The 21730-nt window shown below is 69.1% G+C and carries 20 protein-coding genes; 11 read left to right on the top strand and 9 right to left on the bottom strand.

What is annotated here, in order from left to right:
• The 4 genes from dnaA to gyrA all read left to right on the top strand — a co-directional run.
• On the top strand, positions 1-910 hold a 910-nt coding region (dnaA, locus tag VIS07_14075), incomplete at its 5' end, for a chromosomal replication initiator protein DnaA (protein HEY8516632.1).
• Between the two features lie 229 nt (positions 911-1139).
• Positions 1140-2246 carry a DNA polymerase III subunit beta gene (gene dnaN / locus VIS07_14080; protein ID HEY8516633.1) on the top strand — a complete coding sequence of 369 codons (1107 nt, stop codon included), beginning with the start codon at positions 1140-1142 and terminating at the stop codon, positions 2244-2246.
• A 169-nt stretch (positions 2247-2415) separates the two neighbouring features.
• Complete coding sequence (gyrB, locus tag VIS07_14085; protein ID HEY8516634.1) at positions 2416-4857, top strand: DNA topoisomerase (ATP-hydrolyzing) subunit B; 2442 nt, start codon at positions 2416-2418, stop codon at positions 4855-4857.
• A gap of 21 nt (positions 4858-4878) precedes the next feature.
• A complete protein-coding gene (gyrA, locus tag VIS07_14090; protein ID HEY8516635.1) occupies positions 4879-7461 on the top strand; it encodes a DNA gyrase subunit A in 2583 nt (860 codons plus the stop codon).
• Positions 7462-7479: 18 nt separating this feature from the next.
• On the opposite strand, the gene VIS07_14095 is transcribed toward gyrA, so the two are convergent.
• Together VIS07_14095 and VIS07_14100 are read right to left on the bottom strand one after the other, a co-directional pair.
• Positions 7480-8553 (bottom strand): tRNA-dihydrouridine synthase family protein, encoded by a 1074-nt coding sequence (locus VIS07_14095; protein ID HEY8516636.1) that lies wholly within the window; start codon positions 8551-8553, stop codon positions 7480-7482.
• A 33-nt stretch (positions 8554-8586) separates the two neighbouring features.
• Positions 8587-8988, bottom strand: coding sequence for a hypothetical protein (locus VIS07_14100; GenBank protein HEY8516637.1), 402 nt, complete (start codon positions 8986-8988; stop codon positions 8587-8589).
• On the opposite strand from VIS07_14100, the gene VIS07_14105 reads away from it, so the two are divergent.
• The 5 genes from VIS07_14105 to VIS07_14125 are packed head-to-tail and all read left to right on the top strand — an operon-like array spanning position 8975 to position 13257.
• Positions 8975-9217 (top strand): hypothetical protein, encoded by a 243-nt coding sequence (locus tag VIS07_14105; GenBank protein HEY8516638.1) that lies wholly within the window; start codon positions 8975-8977, stop codon positions 9215-9217. The genes VIS07_14100 and VIS07_14105 overlap by 14 nt on opposite strands.
• A 16-nt stretch (positions 9218-9233) precedes the next feature.
• A complete protein-coding gene (locus VIS07_14110) occupies positions 9234-10415 on the top strand; it encodes an FIST N-terminal domain-containing protein (protein ID HEY8516639.1) in 1182 nt (393 codons plus the stop codon).
• A gap of 23 nt (positions 10416-10438) precedes the next feature.
• A complete protein-coding gene (gene gloB / locus VIS07_14115; protein HEY8516640.1) occupies positions 10439-11212 on the top strand; it encodes a hydroxyacylglutathione hydrolase in 774 nt (257 codons plus the stop codon).
• A gap of 53 nt (positions 11213-11265) precedes the next feature.
• Positions 11266-12483 (top strand): acetyl-CoA hydrolase/transferase C-terminal domain-containing protein, encoded by a 1218-nt coding sequence (locus tag VIS07_14120; GenBank protein ID HEY8516641.1) that lies wholly within the window; start codon positions 11266-11268, stop codon positions 12481-12483.
• 3 nt (positions 12484-12486) lie between these two features.
• The gene (locus VIS07_14125) at positions 12487-13257 is read left to right on the top strand and encodes an enoyl-CoA hydratase/isomerase family protein (protein HEY8516642.1); all 771 of its coding nucleotides are present in this window, start codon (positions 12487-12489) and stop codon (positions 13255-13257) included.
• 74 nt (positions 13258-13331) lie between these two features.
• On the opposite strand, the gene VIS07_14130 is transcribed toward VIS07_14125, so the two are convergent.
• The 6 genes from VIS07_14130 to VIS07_14155 form a co-directional block, all read right to left on the bottom strand.
• A complete protein-coding gene (locus tag VIS07_14130; GenBank protein ID HEY8516643.1) occupies positions 13332-15419 on the bottom strand; it encodes a thioredoxin domain-containing protein in 2088 nt (695 codons plus the stop codon).
• Between the two features lie 106 nt (positions 15420-15525).
• Positions 15526-15714, bottom strand: a complete 189-nt coding sequence (locus VIS07_14135) for a hypothetical protein (protein HEY8516644.1) — start codon at positions 15712-15714, stop codon at positions 15526-15528.
• A gap of 41 nt (positions 15715-15755) precedes the next feature.
• Positions 15756-15938, bottom strand: a complete 183-nt coding sequence (locus VIS07_14140; protein HEY8516645.1) for a hypothetical protein — start codon at positions 15936-15938, stop codon at positions 15756-15758.
• Positions 15939-16193: 255 nt separating this feature from the next.
• Positions 16194-17420, bottom strand: coding sequence for an acyl-CoA dehydrogenase family protein (locus tag VIS07_14145; GenBank protein ID HEY8516646.1), 1227 nt, complete (start codon positions 17418-17420; stop codon positions 16194-16196).
• Positions 17421-17441: 21 nt separating this feature from the next.
• Positions 17442-18533, bottom strand: coding sequence for an acyl-CoA dehydrogenase family protein (locus tag VIS07_14150; protein HEY8516647.1), 1092 nt, complete (start codon positions 18531-18533; stop codon positions 17442-17444).
• A complete protein-coding gene (locus VIS07_14155) occupies positions 18526-19125 on the bottom strand; it encodes a TetR/AcrR family transcriptional regulator (GenBank protein HEY8516648.1) in 600 nt (199 codons plus the stop codon). Before VIS07_14155 ends, VIS07_14150 begins: the two co-directional genes overlap by 8 nt.
• 166 nt (positions 19126-19291) lie before the next feature.
• On the opposite strand from VIS07_14155, the gene VIS07_14160 reads away from it, so the two are divergent.
• Complete coding sequence (locus tag VIS07_14160) at positions 19292-19651, top strand: helix-turn-helix domain-containing protein (GenBank protein ID HEY8516649.1); 360 nt, start codon at positions 19292-19294, stop codon at positions 19649-19651.
• Between the two features lie 37 nt (positions 19652-19688).
• Here the strand turns inward: VIS07_14160 and VIS07_14165 are convergent, their stop codons facing one another.
• Positions 19689-20429, bottom strand: coding sequence for a glucose 1-dehydrogenase (locus tag VIS07_14165; GenBank protein ID HEY8516650.1), 741 nt, complete (start codon positions 20427-20429; stop codon positions 19689-19691).
• A 135-nt stretch (positions 20430-20564) separates the two neighbouring features.
• Between VIS07_14165 and VIS07_14170 the strand changes: the two genes are divergently transcribed.
• Positions 20565-21629 (top strand): AAA family ATPase, encoded by a 1065-nt coding sequence (locus VIS07_14170; GenBank protein HEY8516651.1) that lies wholly within the window; start codon positions 20565-20567, stop codon positions 21627-21629.
• Positions 21630-21730: the final 101 nt, after the last annotated feature.

Here is a 21730-nt window from a genome sequence, read left to right on the forward strand (position 1 = left end):
CATCTGGGGCGAGTCCGGGCTGGGCAAGACGCACCTGCTGCACGCGGTCGGCCACTACTCGCAGCGGCTGTTCCCCGGCATGCGGGTTCGGTACATCTCCACCGAGGAATTCACCAACGACTTCATCAACAGCCTGCGCGATGACCGCAAGGTCGCGTTCCAGCGCCGCTACCGGGATGTCGACGTCCTACTCGTGGACGACATCCAGTTCCTAGAAGGAAAGGAAGGAACGCAGGAGGAGTTCTTCCACACCTTCAACACGCTGCACGAGTCGCGCCGGCAGATCGTGCTGACCTCGGACAAGTTCCCCAAGGACATCCCCGATCTCGAGGAGCGGCTACGCAACCGCTTCGAGTGGGGTCTCACGGTCGACATCCAGACGCCGGACATCGAGACGCGGCTCGCGATCATCCAGCAGAAGGCGGAAGCCGAGGGCTTCTCGATCTCGCCCGAGGTCGCGGCCTACATCGCCGAGCAGGTGGCGAACAACGTGCGCGAGCTCGAAGGCGCGCTGACGCGTCTCGGTGCGCACGCATCGCTGCGCAAGGCCGAGGTGACGCTCGATTTCGCCAAGGAGGTCCTGCAGCCGCTGCTCGGGCACCGACCCAAGGCGCCGACCGTCGAGGACGTGCAAAACGCCGTGTGCGAGCACTTCGGCCTCTCCCTCACCGAGCTCAAGTCCAAGCGCCGCACGCAGAACCTCGTCGTGCCCCGCATGATCGCGATGTACCTCACGCGCAAGCTGGTGAGTCTGTCGTTCCCCGCGATCGGCGACGCCTTCGGCGGACGCGATCACTCGACGGTGATCCACGCGCAGACCACGATCACGCAGCGTCTCGCCAACGACGCGGCGCTCCGCACGACCGTCGAGCGTCTCGAGCGCGCAATCGCCGGCAAGCGCGCGTCTTGAGCGTCGACAAGCTGTGGGGCGGTTGTGGAGATCCTGACGGCGGCGGCGGGACAACTCGTCGCCGCCGTCGGGGGGTGGTCGAGACGGTTGAGCGCGACGCGATTTCTCGACACCCGATTCCGCCGTACGGCAGAGGAGTTGAGGTACTTGTGCCCATTTTTCACAAGCCCTACTCCTGCTAGTTTTGAATGTCTTTCCAGGAGATGAAGAGCGGCGCGGGAGTGGCGTGATGGAGTTCTCGATCGACCGAAGCGAGTTCTTGCAGGGGCTCTCTCCGACCCAGGGCGTGGTCGAGCGCCGCAACACCTTGCCGATCCTCGCCAACGTGCTCCTCGAGGCGAAGAACGGCCTCACCATCGCAGCGACCGATCTCGAGGTGCACATCCGTCGGCGCTGCAACGCCAAGGTGAAGACCGCCGGCGCCGCGACGGTCGGCGCGCGCAAGCTGCTCGAGCTCGTGCGCGAGCTGAAGCCGGGCGAGATCACGGTGCGCGCGCTCGAGAACCAGTTCATCGAGGTCGTTTCCGGGCGCTCGCGCGTGAAGCTGGTCGGTCTCCCCGCCGCGGACTTCCCGGCCTTCCCGCAGAGCGACGCGAAGGCGAAGCCGACGTTCTCCATCCCGTCGGAGACGCTCGCGCAGATGATCGACCGCACGCTGTTCGCCGTGTCGACCGACGAGACCCGTCCGCACCTGGGCGGCGTCTACATGACGGCGAACGACGCGACGCTGCGCTTCGTCGGCACCGACGGTCACCGGCTCGCTCTGGTCGATCAGCCGGTGAAGGACGTGAAGCCGCTCGAGAAGGGCATCATCCTGCCGCGCAAGGGTCTCGCCGAGCTACGCCGCCTGCTCGACGACGGTGACGGCGTCGTCAGCGCGACGGTGACCGCGAACGGGCTGCGCGTGCAGCAAGGCGACGTCGAGCTCGTCATGCGGCTCGTCGACGGCGAGTTCCCGAACTACGAGCAGGTGATCCCAAAGACGATGCGGTCGAAGATCGTCGTCGACAAGACGGAGCTGCTTTCGGCCCTGCGGCGCGTCTCGGTCGTCGCGAGCGACCGTGCGCGCGGCGTGAAGCTGCACATCGGCGAGGGCCAGCTCACGATCTCGGCGAGCAGCCCGGACTTCGGCGAGGCCAGCGAGGAGATCGAGGTCGCGTACAGCGGCGAGCCGCTGAGCGTCGGCTTCAACTCGCGCTACCTGACCGACGTGCTCGCGGTGCTGCCCGACGAGCAGCGCGTCGAGCTGGCGCTGATCGACGACGCGAGCCCCGGCATCGTCCGCAGCGAGGAAGACGACTCGTACAGCTACGTCGTCATGCCGATGCGGCTGTGACGGATCGCAAACCAGGGCGGCAGGGCGGTCACCACGGCGCACCTGCGGGCCGCTCGGCAGCTCGTCGGGACGCTGCCGGGAGCCCGCGAGCAAACGCACGCCCGACCTTTCGCGAGGAGGCTCGGTCTGCTAAGCTGAGGTGTTCCGCCAATGGCGGTAAGTACTTGAAATGTCGATAGATTCTTCGATCACGCCGCCGCCTTCCAGCAGCGCGTACGGGGCCGAGCAGATCAAGGTCCTCGAGGGCCTCGAAGCGGTCCGCAAACGCCCCGGCATGTACATCGGCGACACCGCCGAGCGGGGCCTCCACCACCTGGTCTACGAGATCGTCGACAACTCGGTCGACGAGGCGCTCGCGGGCCACTGCACGAACGTCGAGGTGGTGATCCACGTCGACGGCGCGGTCACCGTCACCGACGACGGCCGCGGCATTCCGGTCGACATCCACCCGACGGAAGGCGTCTCCGCCGCCGAGGTCGTGCTGACCAAGCTCCACGCCGGCGGCAAGTTCGACAAGGACGCCTACAAGGTCTCGGGCGGTCTCCACGGCGTCGGCATCTCGGTGGTGAACGCGCTCTCGGAGTACCTCGAGGTCGAGATCTGGCGTGACGGCAAGGTCTACTTCCAGCGCTACCACCGTGGTCGTCCCGAGGCGCCGCTCGCCGAGATGGGCGCGACCCAGAAGCGCGGCACCCAGGTCACCTTCAAGCCCGACCCGCTGATCTTCCCGTCGACGGACTTCAGCTTCGAGGTCCTGTCGCAGCGTCTGCGCGAGCTCGCGTTCTTGAACCGCGGGCTCAAGATCTCGATCGAGGACAAGCGCAGCGGACGCGAGCACACGTTCCACTACCCGGGCGGCATCGCCTCGTTCGTCGAGCACCTGAACTCGACGAAGACCCCCGTGCACCCCGACGTGATCTACATCGCGGGCGAGCGCGAGGGAGTCGTCATCGAAGTCGCCATGCAGTGGAACGATGGCTACAGCGAGACGATTTACTCCTTCGCCAACAGCATCAACACGCACGAGGGCGGCACCCACCTCTCGGGCTTCAAGGCCGCGCTCACGCGCACGATCAACCTCTACGCGACGCGCGCCGGGATGCTGAAGAAGGAGGGCGAGGCCCTCGAGGGCGACGACGTCCGCGAAGGCATCACCGCGGTGATCGCGGTCAAGGTCCCCGAGCCGCAGTTCGAGGGTCAGACGAAGACCAAGCTCGGCAACAGCGAGGTGAAGGGCTTCGTCGAGGCGCTGCTCAACGAAGGCCTCGGCAACTACCTCGAAGAGCACCCGACCGAGGCGAAGAAGATCACCGCCAAGTGCATCGAGGCGGCGCGCGTGCGCGAGGCGACGCGCAAGGCGAAGGACCTCGCCCGCCGCAAGGGCGCGCTCGACTCTGGATCGCTCCCGGGCAAGCTCGCCGACTGTCAGGAGCGCGACCCGAGGCTCTCGGAGCTCTTCATCGTCGAGGGTGACTCCGCGGGCGGCTCCGCCAAGCAGGGCCGCGATCGCCGCAACCAGGCGATCCTTCCGCTGCGCGGCAAGATCCTCAACGTCGAGAAGGCGCGCTTCGACAAGATGCTGTCGTCGCAGGAGATTCGCCTCCTCATCACCGCCCTCGGCATGGGGATCGGGAAAGAGGATCGCGACATCTCGAAGCTGCGCTACCACACGCTGGTCATCATGACCGACGCAGACGTCGACGGCAGCCACATCCGCACGCTGCTACTGACGTTCTTCTACCGGCAGTATCCCGAGCTGATCGAGAACGGCCACGTCATGATCGCCCAGCCTCCCCTGTACAAGGTCAAGAAGGGGAAGGAGGAGCGCTACCTCAAGGACGACGCGGCCCTCGAGGACTACCTGATCGAGCTCGGCAGCGATCAGGCGCAGGTGATCGGCACGGGCAGCGACGTCCCGCTCGCCGGCGAGGCGCTCGCCAACGTGCTGCGGCGCTTCTCGCACCTCGACCGCGTGCTCGACGTCATCGAGCGCGGACGGCGCAACCGCGAGGTCGTCCTCGCGGCGGCGCGCGAGGAGCGGCTCGGCGCGGACGCGTTCCGCGATCCGGAGCTGCTCAAGGCGATCGCCGAGCGTCTGCAGACGACGCTGTCGGAGAATCCCGAGCTGCAGCCGGTCACGGCGACGATCGACGCCGACCGCGCCGGCGACGTGCCTGTGATCACGGTCGAGGTCCAGCGCGGCAACGTGCGGGACAAGACGGTGCTCTCGCTCGAGTTCTGCACCTCGCCCGAGTTCGAGGAGGTGCGCCGGCTCGCGACCAACCTCGCCGACGCGGGACGCGCGCCGTTCTACGTCGTCTCGAACGGCGAGCGCATCGCCATGCCGACGCTGCCGGCCGCCGTCCGCCACATCATGGCGAACGCGCGCAAGGGGCTCGAGATCCAGCGCTACAAGGGCCTCGGCGAGATGAACCCGGAGCAGCTCTGGGCGACCACGATGGACCCCGAGAAGCGCACGCTGCTGCAGGTCCGTGTCGAGGACATGCCCGAGGCCGACCTCATCTTCTCGATGCTGATGGGCGACGCCGTCGAGCCGCGTCGCAAGTTCATCGAAGACCACGCGCTGAGCGTCAAGAACCTCGACATCTAGTCGAGGCGCGAAGGCTCACCCATGTCGACCCGCATCCTGGTCAGCATCGAAGACGAGATGCGTCAGTCCTACATGGACTACGCAATGAGCGTGATCATCGGGCGCGCGCTGCCCGATGCACGCGACGGGCTGAAGCCCGTTCATCGCCGCGTCCTGTACGCGATGAACGAGCTCGGGCTCGAGTGGAACCGGCCGTACAAGAAGTCCGCACGCGTCGTCGGTGACGTCGTCGGCAAGTACCACCCGCACGGCGACTCGGCGGTCTACGACACCATCGTCCGCCTCGCCCAGGACTTCTCGATGCGCTACCCGCTCGTCGACGGCCAGGGCAACTTCGGCTCGGTCGACGGCGACGCGCCGGCGGCGATGCGCTACACGGAGGTGCGCCTCGCGCGCATCGCGGGTGAGCTGCTCGCGGACATCGACCGCGAGACCGTCGACTTCGTCCCGAACTACGACGACTCCGAGCGCGAGCCGCTACCGCTGCCGGCGAAGATCCCGAACCTGCTGCTGAACGGTGCGGCGGGCATCGCCGTCGGCATGGCGACCAACATCCCGCCGCACAACCTGCGCGAGGTCGTCGACGGCTGCGTGGCATTGCTCGAGAACCCGAGCCTCACGTCGCTCGAGCTCATGCGCTACATCCCCGGCCCCGACTTCCCGACCGGGGGCTTCATCTGCGGCAGCGCGCCGATCCGCGACGCCTACACCACCGGCCGCGGTATCCTGCAGATGCGCGCGAGCGCCGAGATCGAAGAAGACCCGAAGACCGGCCGCGAGTCGATCATCATCGACGCGATCCCGTATCAGGTGAACAAGGCGCGCCTGATCGAGCGCATCGCCGAGCTGGTCAACGAGAAGAAGATCGAGGGCATCTCGGATCTGCGCGACGAGTCCGACCGGCACGGCATGCGCATCGTGATCGAGCTCAAGCGCGATGCCGCGAGCCAGGTCGTGCTGAACCAGCTCTTCAAGCTGACGCCGATGCAGGAGTCGTTCGGCGTCAACCTGCTGGCGATCGTCGAGGGTCGTCCGAAGCTGCTGACGCTGCGCGACGCGCTCCAGGTCTTCCTCGACCACCGGCGCGAGGTCGTCACGCGGCGCACGATGTACGACCTGCGCAAGGCCGAGGAGCGGCTGCACATCCTCGAAGGCCTCAAGATCGCGCTCGAGAACCTCGATGCGGTGATCGCGCTGATCCGCGCCGCCGCGAGCCCGAGCGAGGCGCGCACCGGCCTGTGCGAGCGCTTCGGCTTCTCGGAGGTCCAGGCGCAGGCGATCCTCGACATGCGCCTGCAGCGCCTCACCAACCTCGAGCGCGACAAGATCCTCGAGGAGCACCGCGAGACGACCGAGCTGATCGCGCGCCTGAAGGCGATCCTCGCGAACCCGGCCGAGGTCGACGCCATCATCCGCAGCGAGCTGCTCGAGATCCGCGAGAAGTACGGCGACGACCGCCGCACGACGATCATCGAGACCTCGGACGACCTGTCGACCGAGGACCTGATCGCGCGCGAGGACGTCGTCGTCACGGTGTCACACGCGGGCTACATCAAGCGCATCCCGGCGAGCGAGTACCGCGCGCAGCGGCGCGGTGGACGCGGCAAGGTCGGCGCGACGGCGCGCGAAGAGGATTTCATCGCGCACCTGTTCATCGCCTCGACGCACGACACGATCCTCTTTTTCACCAACCAGGGCCGTGTGCACTGGCGCAAGGTCTACGAGATTCCGGCGGGCACGCGCACCGCGCGCGGCAAGGCGATCGTCAACCTGCTGCAGCTCGGGCCGGAGGAGCACATCACGGCCTTCCTGCCCGTGAACCGCTTCGAGCCGGGACGCTACGTGCTGTTCGCCACGCAGCGCGGCACCGTCAAGAAGACCGACCTCATGGCGTTCTCGAACCGGCGCGCCGCGGGGATCATGGCGATCAGCCTCGAGGAGGGTGACCGCCTGATCGGCGTGCGTCTGGTCGAGACCGACCAGGAGGTCCTGCTGTCGACGAAGAACGGTCAGGCGATCCGCTTCGCCGAGAGCGACGTGCGCGCCATGGGCCGCAACGCCGCCGGCGTGCGCGGCATCTCGCTGTCGGACGACGACGAGGTCGTCGCGGTCGACATCCTGTCGCCGGGCGCGCAGATCCTCACGGTGTCCGAGCGCGGTCAGGGCAAGCGCAGCGAGCTCGACGAGTACCGTCTGCAGCGTCGCGGCGGCAGCGGCATCATCACCATGAAGGTCACCGAGAAGACCGGCGCCGTGATCGGCGTCGCGCAGGTCTTCCCGGACGACGAGGTGATGCTGGTCACCGACCGCGGACGCATGATCCGGCTGCGCGTGAGCGACATCCGCGTCGTCGGGCGCAACACGCAGGGCGTCAAGCTGCTCGACGTCGACGACGGCGAGCGGGTCGTCAGCATGGCGCGCGTCGTCGAGGGCGACGACCGCGGCGAGGCGGCGGCGCTGCCCGCGGACGACGGTGCGGACGCGAACGGCAACGGCGAGTCCGTCGACGGGAACGGGGATACGTCCGACGGCACCGGCGGTTCGGGTGGCGACGGGCCGGTCGGCGGCGACGGCTCGGACGGCGGCGCCGAGCCAGACGCCTAGATCCCGAGCGCGCTCTGCTCAGCTCGCGAGCGCGGTGCGCGCCGTCATCCGCTGCGGCAGCGCGAAGAACTCGCGACCGATCGCGCGCACGGCCTCCGTGCTCGCGGCGCTCGTCGTGCGACGCCAGAGCTCGTGTCCGAAGTCGAGCCAGCGCGCGCCCCAGTGCACGAAGAAGCGCACGCGCTTGAGCGCATCCTGGCTGCGAAAGCGCTGCGCCTCGTCGATGAAAGTCTCGAGCGCGCGGGCGTACTCGCGACCTTCCGCATAGCCGTCGCCCGGCGCGGCCTCGCCCTCGTGACCCGGTGGCGCGGGTAGGCCGAGCGCCTCGCCGATCTGCCAGAAGATCCAGGGTCGCGCCGCCGCCGCACGACCGATCATGACGCCGTCGCAGCCGGTCTCGCGCAGCATCGCGAGCGCGTCGTCGGCGGTCTGCACGTCGCCGTTGCCGATCACCGGGATGCGGACGGCGTCGCGGACGCGCGCGAGGTACTCCCAGCGTGCGTTGCCGCGCCGCTGCTGCGCAGCGATGCGCGGGTGGATGGTGATCCACGAGGCGCCCGCCTCCTCGAGCATGCGCGCGAAGTCGATCAGGTACTCCGGATCGTCGCGCAGCCCGGTGCGCAGCTTGACCGACACCGGCCACCGCGAGTGACGCACGGTGATGCGCACGACCTCCTCGGCGTAGCGCGGGTCGCCCATCAGCGCGACGCCCCAGTTGTGCTTGAGCGCCTTCGTCACCGGGCATCCCATGTTGATGTCGATCGCCACCGGCTGCATCTGCTCGAGCTTGCGCAGCGACTCGACGATGAAGCGCTCCTCGTTCGCGAGCAGCTGCGGGACGATCGTCTCGCCGTCGGCGAACGCTGTCTCGGGACGATCACCGATGCGCTCGGCCGGCAGCCGCCGCGACGACAGCATCTCGGTGAAGAGCAGCGTCGACGTCCCCGCCGGGAGATAGCGCGCGATCGTCTGCCGCAACGCGACGTGCGACAGCCCGACCATCGGGGCGAGGAAGCACGGAAAGTCGACCGTGATGCCCCGGCTGCGAAGCGGTCGCCAGCGCTCGAGCGCTGCTTCGAGAAGAGCCGACACGTCCCCGTGGTTACAGGGCCGCGCTCGTGCTGGCTAGTCGCGGCCCTTCTTGGGCGAGGTCGAACGGTACTTCGCCTTCGACTTACCGCGCGACGCCTTCTCGGTCTCGCGCAGCCACGACGAGCGGTACGGACGCCGCGCCTCCTCGGCGCGTCGCATCTCGCGCACCTTGTCGGTCAGCGAGCCGCGGATCTTGCCGGTGCCGGGCTCGTAGCGGTTCGGCTTCACGACCGGGTTGTAGGGGTCGATCGAAGGATCCATCGCCTTCGAGCCCAGGCTCTGCTTGAGCGGGCCGAAGACGCGGTGGTCGAAGGACGTGCGCGGCAGCCTGCCGAACGTCATCCCGCGGTCGGGGTCGAGGTCGACGTCGGGCGGCGGCTGCAGCCGTCGAGGCCCGGCGAAGCCGGTCGCGGGCAGAGCGATGGCGGCGATCACCAAGGCGAGCGCTGCGAGGCGTCTACGGCTGCGCGACTGCATGATCGAACCCATCGGCATCGGCAAGCAACGTGCCGTCGTCGCGTCGAAAGTACGCGGCCGCGCGTGCGCCAACCTGGGGCGCTCGCGCGACGTCGTGCATCGGCGCAACGACCCCTCGACCGTCATAGAGCTTGGTCGAGCCCGCGGCAAGGCGGTTGGCCGGGCCTCCGGCAGAGGGGCAAATTGAATCCCGCGGTCGGAGCATGCCAGACTCGAAAGGTGCTCCGCGTGGCAAGCGCCTTCTCGACGCACGCCGATACCGCTCAAGCGTGCCGCGACATCGCCCTCGAGCTCGAGGAGCGCCTCGGGACGAGCCGCGCCGAGGCCGCGATCTTCTTCGCCACTCCAGGCTACGGGCCCGCCTACGGCCGGATCGAGCGCGCGATCCGCGAGATCGTGGGGGTGGGGGAGGTCGTCGGCTGCAGCGCTGCGGGGGTGGTGTCGCGGGAGGGCGAGCGCGAGCGGGGTGCTGCGGTGTCGGCGCTGGCCCTGCGCGGGGACTTCGAGGTGCGCCGCGTCTTCGTTCCCTCGCTGCGCGGCCGGCGGAGGAGGTCGGCCGCGAGCTCGGGCGCGTGGTCGCGACGCTCGACGCCGAGCCCAAGACGCTCCTGCTCCTCGCCGACAGCTACAACCTCGCCCCGGACGAGCTGCTGGCGGGCGTCGAGAGCGCCGCGCCCGGCACCGTCGTGCTCGGCGCCGGAGCCTCCGAGGACGGCACGATCGGCGAGACCACGGTCGTCGGCCGCGGCGTCGCATCGAGCAACGCGGTCGCCGGGCTCGCCATCGGCGGGCTCGACGTGCGCAGCATGGTGACCCAGGGCGGCACCCCGGTCGGTCGCTGGTGGAAGGTGACCCGGGCGGAGAGCAATCGCATCCTCGAGCTCGACGGCGAGCCCGCGCTCTCCGTGTTCCTGACCGAGATCCCCGAGCTGCTGCGCGCGGATCTCCGCGAGGCGCTGCGCTGCACGCGCGCCGCGCTCGCCGACCAGATCACCGACGGCGAGGAAACGCCGCCCTACGTGGTGCGGCGTCTGCTCGGCGCGGACGTCTCGCAGGGCGCGCTGCTCGTCGGCGACGAGGTGATCCCCGGCATGCACTTCGCGCTCGCGGTGCGCGATCCGGCCGCGGCGCGCGAGAGCTTCGCGCGCAACGTCGAGGAGTTCGCCGCGACCAGCCGCGACATCGCGGGCGCGCTCTATTTCAACAGCGTCGAGCGCGGCGAGGCGCTGTATGGCATACCGGACCTCGACACGGCGTACCTGCGACGCTCGCTGGGCGACGTCGAGATCGCGGGCTTCTTCTCCGGAGCGGAGCTCGCGCCTCTCGCGGGTCGGAATCGCTTCCACCAGTCGTCCGGGGTGCTCGTCGGGTTCGCCGACGGTTGAGTCGCTGCGAAGGGAGAATCTCCGTGCGTGTCGTCGCTGTGCCGGTCCTGCAGGACAACTACAGCTACTTGATCATCGACGAAGACGAGCGCGTCGCCGCCGTCGTCGACTGCGCAGAGGTCGAGCCCGTGCTCGAGGCCGCGCGTCGCGAGGGCGTGACGCTCACCACCGTGCTGTCGACCCACCACCACTACGACCACGTCGGCGGCAACGAGGAGCTCGCGTCGCGGATGCCGGTGCGGATCTACGGCAACGCAGACGACGCCGCGCGCATCCCGCGCCTCACCGACGGCGTGCGCGAGGGCGACAAGGTCCGCGTGGGTCGCCTCGAGGCCGAGGTGATCTTCATCCCGGCGCACACGAGCGGTCACATCGCGTACCACTTCCCGCGCGAGCGCGCGGTGTTCACCGGCGACACGCTGTTCGCCGCGGGCTGCGGACGCCTCTTCGAGGGCAACCCCGAGCAGATGATGGCGTCGCTCGCGAAGATCAACAGCCTGCCCGAGGACACCAAGGTCTACTGCGGCCACGAGTACACCGTGCGCAACCTCGAGTTCGCGCACATGCTGGAGCCGTCAAACCAAGCGATCGCCGACAAGCTCGCGTGGGCGCGCTCGCGCCGCGCGCAGGGACAGCCGACCGTGCCGAGCACGATCGCGTCCGAGCGCGCGACCAATCCGTTCCTGCGCACGAGCAGCCCCGAGCTGCGCGAGTCGGTGCGCGCACGCGTTCCGAGCGTCGATGACGACGACGTGAAGATCTTCGCGGCGACCCGAAAGCTCAAGGACGAGTTCTGATCCGCGCGACGCCACAGCAGGCGATCGCGCGCATCCCGCCGGGCGCCCGGGTCGTGCTGCCGCACGGCTGCATCGAGCCGTCGGCGCTGTACGAGGCGCTTGCCGCATCGCGCGGTCACCCCGACGCACCGCCGACGCTGTACGGCGGCCTCGCGTTCGGTGACTACGCCTTTCTCGGGCCGGGTCTCAAAGGCGAGCCGGCGGAGACCGGCGGTCTCGGGCCCGGCTACCGCTACGTCACCTGGCAGGTCGGGCCGCGGATCCGCCACCTCGCGCGCGGCGGAAGGATCGGCATCCTGCCGCTGCGCTTTCGGGACATTCCGCGCGTCTTCGGTCCGGGCGGACGGCTCGAGGCCGACGTCGCGGTGATCCAGTGCTCGCCGCCGCGCGACGGCACGGTCAGCCTCGGCATCTCGTGCTCGATCTTTCCGAGCGTGATCGCTGCGGCGAAGCTGGTGATCGCCGAGATCCACCCGGACATGCCCTACACCGAGGGCTGCACCGAGGTGCCGGTCGACATGATCGACGTCGCGGTCGACGCGACCGCACCGCTCGGCACGCTCGCGCGCGCCGAGCCCGACGAGGTCGATCGGCGCATCATCGAGCGCGTGCTGCGCCTCGTGCCGGAGGGCGCCTGGGTGCAGCTCGGCGTCGGCGCGATTCCCGACGCCCTGCTGCCGCGGCTCTCCGACGTCCCGGGGGTGAATCTGCACTCGGGCATGCTGAGCGACGGGCTCATGGACTTTCTCGAAGCCGCACCGCCCACGGCGCGCGTCGTCACCGGCGAGATCGAAGGGTCGCACGAGATGTACCGGCGATCGGCGACCGATCCGCGCGTCAGCTTTCAGCCGACGACCGTCATCCACGACGTGCCGCACCTCGCGCAGCTCGAGCGCTTCGTCTCGATCAACTCGGCGATCGAGGTCGACCTCGACGGCCAGGTGAACGGCGAGACGATCGACGGCGTGCAGGTGAGCGGCGTCGGCGGCTCGCTCGATTTCGTCGAGGCGGCGCGTTACTCGCCCGGCGGGCGCTCGATCATCGCGCTGCGCTCGACGGCGAAGAACCGCTCGCGGATCGTCGACCGGCTCACGACCGGGACGGCGGTCACCGTGCCGCGCTTCGCGGTCGACGTGGTGGTGACCGAGCACGGCGTCGCCGAGCTCACGGGGCTCGACCTTCGTGAGCGAGCGGAGGCGCTGATCGCGATCGCGGCGCCCGAGGCACGAGACGAGCTGCGCGCACGCGCGCGCGAACGACACGGAGGCTAGGAGATGGCGGAAATCGAGGTGAGCCGGGAGGGGGCGATCTGCACGATCCTGCTCAACCGACCCGAGCGCCGCAACGCGTTGACCATCCCGATGATGGAAGACCTCGGTCGGCACCTCGCCGCGATCGCCGCCGACGACTCGATCCGCGTCGTCATCCTGACCGGCGCCGGCAGCGTGTTCTGCTCGGGGCTCGATCTGGTCGCGATGGGCGCCTCACCGACCGAGCCCGCGCTCGAGGCGGCGCTGGTGCGAGACGTGCTGAAGCCGCTCGAGCGGCTGCCGCAGCCGACGATCGCCGCGATGAACGGCGACGGGCTCGCCGGCGGCTGCGAGCTCGCGCTGCACTGCGACCTGCGCATCGCGACCACCGACACGCGCCTCGGCATGCCGGTCGCGCGCATCGGCATCGTGGTGCCGTATCCGCTGATCCTGAAGCTCGTCGACACCGTCGGCGCCGCGATCACGAGCGAGCTGCTGTTCACGGCGCAGCCGCTCAGCGCCGAGCGCGCGCACGCGCTCGCGATGGTGAACCAGGTCGTGCCGCGCGAAGAGCTGATGCCGGCCGCGCGCAAGATGGCGGAGACGATCGCCGCCAACGCGCCGCTCGCGGTCCGCGCGATGAAGAAGGCGATCCTCGCCGGGCGCGCGCACCGCACCGAGGAGGCGCCCGACGACGTGCGCGACGCCGCCGAGCGCGCGCGCACCAGCGAGGACGCGCAAGAGGGCCTGCGGGCGATCAACGAGAAGCGGCGTCCGGAGTTCCGCGGCCGCTAGCGGCGCCGCACCCGCTGCACCGCTGCTTCGTGCTTGCTCCGCGAGCTCGCGCGCTACGCAGGTGGGCGCGCGGGCTACGCGGGCTCGCGACCCTCGAGCAGCGTCCGGATCTCGCCCGGGTCGGTCACCGGTGCCGAGCAGGTGAAGCCGCGGCAGACGTAGGCCGCGGCGTGCCCGTTCATCGGCCGCTTGTCGCGCAGCACCTCGGGCAGATCGTCCGTCGCTCCGTTCGGCTCGGCGAGCAGCACGGACTTGTTCGGCAGGTAGACCGCGTGCGCGGCCTGGGTGAGCGCGCGCGTGTCGGCCGCGTCGCGCTTGCCCGCGATCACGACCTCGACGGGGCCGCGCAGGAAGTCGTCGAGGACGCCGAGCAGGTACGCGGTGCCGAAGGGATCCTTCTCCATCCGCGTTCCGAAGAGATGCAGCGCGGCTTCGGCGACCTCGCGCGCTCGCGCATCACCCAAGAGCCGCGCGAGACGCAGCAGCGATTCGATCGCCACCGCGTTGCCCGACGGCAGCGAGCCGTCGAACACGACCTTCGGACGGTCCACCAGCTGCTCGTGGTAGCGCGCCGTGAAGAAGAAGCCGCCCTGCTGCTCGTCGAGGAAGTCGGACAGCAGGATCTCGCCGAGCCGGCGCGCGTGCTCGAGGTGCCGGTGGTCGCCGGTCGCCTCGTAGAGGTCGAGGCTCGCCGTGGCGAGGAACGCGTGGTCGTCGAGGTACGCCGGGTAGCGCGCGACGCCGTCCTTCCAGGTGCGCAGCAGGCGTCCGTCGGGACGCGTCAAGTACTGATCGAGGAACGCGGCCGCGCGCACCGCGGCGTCGAGGTAGCGCGTCTCCTCGAGCACGGTCGCGCCGCGCACGAACGCCCGGATCGCGAGCGCGTTCCAGCTGGTCAGGATCTTCTCGTCGCGTCCGGGCTGCGGTCGACGCTGGCGCGCGGCGAGGAGCTTCTCCCGACTGCTCGCGAGGACCGTCTCGATCTCCGCCGGTTCGCGACGGAACAGACGCGCGAGCTCGTCGATGCTGAGCTTGACGTGCAGGATGCTCTTGCGCTCGCTCTGCCCCGGCTCGGCGAAGTTGCCGAGCTCGTCGACCTGGTAGTAGCGCGTGACGATCTCGGCCGCGTCGGGATCGAGCAGCTCGCGGATCTCCTCGATCCGCCAGAGGTAGGTCTTGCCCTCCTCGCCCTCGGTGTCGGCGTCCTGCGTCGAGTAGAAGCCGCCCTCGGGGTGCGTCATCTCGCGCAGCAGGTAGTCGAGCGTCTCGCCCGCGACGCGGCGGTACAGCGGGTCGGAGGTCACGAGGTAGGCGTCGAGGTAGAGCGGGACGAGCTGCGCGTTGTCGTACAGCATCTTCTCGAAGTGCGGCACGAGCCAGTGCGCGTCGACCGAGTAGCGGTGGAAGCCGCCGCCGAGCTGGTCGTAGATGCCGCCGCGCGCCATCGCCGAGAGCGTGCGCGTCACCGCGGTGAGAAACTCCTCGCGTCCGGTCGCCTGGTGCTGGCGGAGGAAGAGCGCGAACACCGGGACGTTCGGGAACTTGGGCGCATCCCCGATGCCACCGTGCTCCCAGTCGACGTACGCGAGAAGTCGGTCCGCGGCCGTGCGCACGGTCTCGGGCCGGACGGCGTCGAGATTCGCCTCGAAGCTCGAGAGCTTCGCGAGCCCTTCCATGAGCTGCTGCGTGGCGCGCTCGACCTCGCCGCGGCTCTCGCGGTAGGCGCGCGCGACGGCGTCGAGGACGCGCGGGAAGCCAGGACGCCCGTAGCGGTCCTCCGGTGGGAAGTACGTGCCGCCGTAGAACGGCTTCCCCTCCGGCGTCAAGAATACAGTCAGCGGCCAGCCGCCAGACCCGGTCATCATCTGGACGGCGTTCATGTAGATCGTGTCGAGGTCGGGACGCTCCTCGCGGTCGACCTTCACGTTCACGAAGTGCGCGTTCATCAGCGCCGCGATGTCCTCGTTCTCGAAGGACTCGCGCTCCATGACGTGACACCAGTGGCAGGCGGAGTAGCCGATCGACAGCAGGATCGGCTTATCCTCACGCCGTGCGCGCTCGAGCGCTTCCTCGCCCCACGGGTACCAGTCGACCGGGTTGAACCGGTGCTGCTGCAGGTAGGGGCTCGACTCCTTCGCCAGCCGATTCTCGCGGTGGCCCATGGAGCGAGCTTACGCCGACGCGTCGCCCCGGAGAAGCGAATTGCGCACGCGGTCCGTCGCGCGGCGCTGCGTTGCGCGCGTGGTGCGCGTCCGACGCGTCAGGACGTCAGGAAGCGATCGTCGGCTCGAAGGTGGAGGCGAGCACCAGAGCGTTGAACAGCAGGTCCCACTGACCGTCGCGCGCGTACTCGTCGAGGTCTTGCTCGGCCCAGCCGAACGGCTGACGAGCGTCTTCCCATAGCTCGACGGCGTTGCCCGAAACGTAGAACCTGCGTCGTCCGGTCGGGGTGCTCATGATGCTCTCCGAATGATGCTTCCGAAATTCGCTCTCGTGCTTCAGGACAGAAGCGGTGCGTCGCGGTGGTCGTCCATGTCGACGTGCGCGCCGCTGTAGGTGCCACGCAAACGCACCTGGCCGCTGTTGATCATGTGGATCACGGTGGCAACGACCTCGTCCTCCGACTTGGCGAAGTCGGAGACGGCGGAAACGAGTTCACGAAGAGTGACGGTCAGGGTCATTTGCCTTCCTCCTGGGCGTGCCGGGCAGCAAGCGCCGTACCACGGAGGGGCAAACGCGAGACGGGCGAATTCGCGAGACAACGCAAGTGATCGGGGCTCGTCGCAGGCGTCTACGAGCCCCGCGCGCAGTCGCGTGACGTGGCGCGGTGGCAAAGATTTGACGGCGCGCCGCGGTCCGTCATCCGGAATCCGGACGCGCGCGACCGACGCGGAGCACGGGAGCGACCGCGCGGCGCTCCCGTGCTCCGGGGTGGGTCAGTTGAGCTCCTTGCTCGAGTAGCCGAGGATGCGGCGCGCGACGATCAGCAAGTTGATCTGCTGCGTGCCCTCGAAGATGTCGTTGATCTTGGCGTCGCGCATCCACTTCTCGAGGAGCAGCTTGCGCGAGTAGCCGAGCGGACCGAGGAGCTCGACCGCCTTCTGCGTCACGCGCGTGACGGCGAGCCCCGCCTTGGACTTCGCCATCGACGCCTCGAGGTTGTTGCGCTTGCCGCGGTCCATCATCCAGGCCGCGCGCCAGGTGAGGAGACGAGCCGCGTGCAGCTCGCTCTCCATCTCCATGAAGTCGCGCTCGATGGCCGTCAGCTTCGACGGCGCGAGGCCATAGCGGATCTTGATGCCGGCGCGCTCGAGCGCCTCGCGCGTGAAGTCGAGCGCCGCGCGACCGATGCCGAGCGCGCTCGCCGCCACCAGCGGGCGGGTCGCGTCGAAGGTCGCCATGGCGCCCTTGAAGCCCTCGGTCGAGGTCTTCACCTCGGGCGAGCCGAGGATGTTGTCGAGCGGGATGCGGCAGTCCTCGAACACGATCATCGCCGTGTCCGAGGCGCGGATGCCGAGCTTGTTCTCGACCTTGATGACCTTCATGCCCGGCGTGTGCGCCGGCACGACGAAGGACTTGATGCCGGCGCGGCCGGCGTTCTTGTCGACCGTCGCCCAGACGACGACGAAGCCGTCGGACTTCTCGGCCGCCATCAGGCCCGACGTGCAGTAGATCTTGGTGCCGTTGATGACCCACTGATCGCCGTCGCGCACCGCGGTGGTCTGGATCGCGGCGCTGTCCGAGCCGCAGTGCGGCTCGGTGATCGCCATCGCGCCCCACTTCGGCTCGCCTTCCTTGAACGGCGCGAGGAAGCGCTGCTTCTGCTCCGGGGTGCCCGCCGCCATGACGGCCGCACCGCCGAGCCCCGCGTTGGGGATCGTCAAGTACAGACCGGCGTCACCCCAGGACAGCTCCTCGATGTTGACGCAGGCGGCGAGGTTGCCCTCCTTGGGGCTGCCGCTCGCGAGCGCCGAGTTGCTCTCCCTGGCGTTGCCGAAGGAGCTGCCCTTCGAGACGCTCCACATCATGTTGAGGAACTCGGTCGGCTTCTCGTGCTCGCGCTCGTCGTACTCGCGCGAGATCGGCCGCATCACCTGCTCGGCGAGCTGGTGAATCATCTGCCGGGTGTTCTGGATCGCCGGCGAAAGCTCGAAATCGATCATGGTGCACCTCGTCGATCGTCGTCAGACGATCGCCATTCCCTCGAAGGACGTGAAGCCGCGAGCGTTGCGCAACCAGAGCTCGACCGGATGGTCGCGCACGTAGCCGTGACCGCCGAGCACCTGCACGGCGTTGTCCGTGACCTTGAGAACCATGTTGCTCGCGTAGCGCTTGGCGAGCACCGCCTCGCGGGTCGCGGGCAGACCCTTGTCGAGCATCCACGCGGCCTCCCACAGCAGCAGGCGCGTCGCGTCGATCTCGATCGCCATCTCGGCGAGCATGAAGGCGATCGCCTGCTTCTGCGCGATCGCGACGCCGAACGCCTTGCGCTCCTTGGCGTAGTCGCGCGCGTACTCGAACGCGGCGCGCGCCACGCCGACGGCGAGCGATCCGAGAGCGATACGGCTCAGGTTCAGCAGACGCTCGACGTCCGCGCCGCGCTCGCCACCGAGCCGAGCTTCGGCGGGCAGGCGCACGTTCTCGAAGGTGACCTCGTAGGTCGGTAGCGCCTTGAGGCCCATGTTCTTCTCGCGCTCGCTCACCGTCACGCCGGGCGTGTTGCGGTCGACGAGGAATGCAGCCGGTCCCTCGCCCTGCTGCGCGACGACGAGCAACGTCTCCGACTCCGCCGCGAGCGGCACGAAGCACTTGGTGCCGTTCAGCACGAAGCCGCCGTTCTGCGGCGTCGCCGTGGTCGCGAACTCGACGGTGTCGAAGTCGAAGCGCGGCTCGACGACGGCTGCGGTCGCGGCGCGGTAGCCCTTGGCGAACGCGGGCAGCAGCTTCGCGCGCTGCTCGGGCGTCCCGGCTTCGAGCAGCGGGTAGACCACCAGCCGCGGCGCGAGCAGCTGCAGCGCGATCGAGAGGTCGCCCCAGCCGAGCTCCTCCAGCACGATCGCGCCGGTCACCGCCGAGCGCTGCTCGCCGAAGCCGCCGTGCTCCTCGGGGATCGCCGAGCTGACGAGTCCCAGCTCGTAACCCTTCTCGGCGAGGTGGCTAGGGATCGTGCCGGTCTCGTCCGCGTCGCGTGCGGCGGGACGGATCTCGGCGCGAGCGAAGCTCGCCACGGTCTCCTGGACGAGCTTCTGGTCCTCGGTCAACTCGAGGTCAAACATTCTTTCCTCCGGAAGCTCGCCGGCGGCTTCCCTTCTTCGGGTTGGCCAGCCAGGCGAGGAATTGCTCCACGTGCACGTCGATCGACCGCGCGAGGTCGATGCGCTCGGTGTCCTGGTAGTACTGGATCTCGGCGCCCAAGATGCCGCTCACGAAGGTCTCCGCGGCGACCGCGGCGTCGACGTCGGAGCGCAAGAGGCCGCTCTCTTGACCCTGACGGATGAGGTGGCGGCAGAAGCCGCGGAAGCGCTGCAGCATCTCGCGGAACTCGTTCGACAGCGCAGCGTTGGTATCGAGCGCCTCGACCATCAGCGTCAAGATAAAGCGTCGATGGTTGTCCTGAATCGCGTTCTGCGCGCAGATGCGCGCGATCCGACGCAGCGCCTCGGCCGGGTCGGAAGCGCGGTCGACGCGTTCGAGGACGTGCTGCTCGAACGCCCCGATCCGCTCCTTCACCGCTTCGAAGAGCAGCTGCTCTTTGTCGCGGAAGTGGTAGTACAGCGCGCCCTTGGTGACGCCCGCAGCGCGCGCGATCCGGTCGATGGAGGTGCCGGCGTAGCCGTAGCGCGCGAAGCAGTCGATCGCGATCGCCATGAGCCCGGGCCGACCGCGGAGGGGGCGTCGGGCAGCGGCCGGCTCGGTCGCCATACTGAACGTTTAGTATGGCAGGCGTACCGCCGTCAAGCTTGAAGGTCGCACGGGGCGCTCGTAGAGAGGAATGCCGTAGGGTGGGCCGTGAGGTGGGCGAGGGGGGTTTGCCGTGGCCAAGGTCGGAGAGGTCTTACGCCAGACGCGGGAATCGAAGAGCCTGTCGCTCGACGACGTGCGCGCCGCGCTCGGCATCCCGATGCACTACCTGCAGGCAATGGAGAAGGGCGGGCCGAACCTCGTCGCCGACGAGTTCTACCTGATCCCGTTTCTCCGTCGCTACGCGGAGTTCCTCGAGCTCGACCCGGCCTCGACCGTCGCCCAGTTCCTCGCCGAAGCGGCCCGCGAGGAGGCCCGCGCGCCGGAGCTCAAGCCGCTCGCCGACCGCGGGCGCAGCTCCTGGCTGGTGGGCGGCATCGTGGGCGCCGCGGTGGTCGCGGTCGCGCTCTGGTTCCTGCTGTCGGCGAGCTGACCGCGGCGGGCCGGAGGCGCCACGCCAGCCGCGCCGCTTACATGAACACGCCGCCGTCGACCCGCAGGATCTTGCCGGTGATCCAGCTCGCGTCGTCGGACGCGAGGAAGACGGCGGCGGCGCCGATGTCCTCCGGCTGACCGATGCGGCCGAGCGGGATCGTCTGGACGATGCCCTCGCCGAGGGCCTTGACCAGCCGGTTGCCCATGTCGCTCGCGACCATCCCGGGCGCGATGCAGTTCACGCGCTTGCGCTCGGGCGCGAGCTCCTTGGCGAGGACCTTCACGAGCGCGTTCGCCCCCGCCTTCGCGACGTAGTACGGCGCGCCGAACGCCGCGCAGAGATCCGCTCCGATCGACGACACCACGATCACGTTGCCGTTCGGCTTGAGCCGCGGCACGCCGGCCTTGCACGTGTAGAAGACGCCGTCGAGGTCGACGGCGAGCACCTGACGCCAGTAGGCCGGATCCATGTCGGCGACCGACGCGGGACGGGAAGCGACCCCGGAGTTGGCGACCACGACGTCGAAGCCGCCGAAGTCCTTCTCCGCGGCCTCGAACATCCGTGCGACGGCGTCCCAGTCGGAGACGTCCGCCTGATAGATCTCGGCGCGGCGGCCGAGCGCGCGCACGGCGTCTGCGGTCTCACGCGCCGCTGCCTCGTCGCGCCGATAGTTGATGGCCACGTCGGCGCCCTCGCGCGCGAACGCGAGCACGATGCCCCGTCCGATGCCGCGCGAGCCGCCCGTAACGATCGCCGTCTTCCCTGCGAGCTTCATCCCGGCGGGTATGCCACGCGCCCCGCGAGCGCGAAAGCTCAAGGCGAGGGCCCCGCGCGACGATAGAGCAAACGAGTGGAAGCTGTTGGCGCAGTGAAGCGGAAGGCCGCTCGCGAGCGGCGAAGACCGCGCGCAATGTCGGGAATCGACGGCGTGCACGAGGGAAGGCTCGAGCCCGGACGTCTCGGCGAGGACGTCGAAGAGTTTCGCGCCGCGCTCGCGTCGCGGGTCATCGGGCAGCAGGCGGCGGTCGACGCGGTGACCGAGGCGTACCAGATCTTCCGCGCCGGGCTGTCGAGCCCCGACCGGCCGCTGGGGTCGTTCCTGTTTCTCGGTCCGACCGGCACCGGCAAGACCAATCTCGTCGAGGCGATGGCCGAGGTCTGCTTCGACGACCGCCGGGCGATGCTCAAGGTGGACTGTGCGGAGTTCAGCCACAGCCACGAGGTGGCGCGGCTGATCGGCTCACCGCCGGGCTACCTCGGGCACCAGGAGACCAACCCGTATCTGTCGATGAGCAACATCGTCCGCTACCAGACGGCCGCGTTTCCCTTCACGCTCTTGCTGTTCGACGAGATCGAGAAGGCCAACGACGCGCTCTGGCAGCTCCTGCTCGGGATCCTCGACAAGGCCCGCTTGACGCTCGGCAACAACAAGGAAGTCGATCTGTCGAGCTGCTTCATATTCTTGACGAGCAACGTCGGCAGCCGCTCGGTGAGCGACATCCTGGCGCCGCCGCTCGGCTTCGCGACGACCGGCAGCGAGCCCGAGGAGCGCGTGCACCGGCGCATCGAGGAAGCGGTGCTGTGGTCGGCGAAGCGGACGTTCTCGCCGGAGTTCCTGAACCGGCTCGACCACAAGATCGTGTTCCACCGCCTCACGACGACGCAGCTCGAGCAGATCCTCGACCTCGAGCTCGCGAAGATCGAGCAGCGCCTCGCGCGCCGCGGCGAGCCGATCCGCTTCCACTACACCGACCGCGCACGCCGTCGGCTGCTCGAGGAGGGTACGGACCCCGAGCACGGCGCGCGACCGCTGAAGCGCGTCCTCGAGCGGCGGATCGTGTTCCCGCTCGCGCGTCTTCTCGCCTCGCGACAGCTGGTGGGGGGCGAGACGGTCGCGGTCGACTGGCGCGACGATGCGCCCGAGGTGGACTTCGTGCTCACCACGCCCCGCCACATGGTGGCGAGCGTCGGCTGACGGCGCAGGCCGTCCGCGTCGAGCATAAAGTCCGTATCGAACGCGACGGCCGTTTGCCGACCGCCGCGCCCGTCAGCCTAGAACCGGATGCAGCGCAGGAC

The organism is Candidatus Binatia bacterium, assembly GCA_036563615.1.
Lineage (GTDB): Bacteria > Desulfobacterota > Binatia > UBA12015 > UBA12015 > DATCMB01.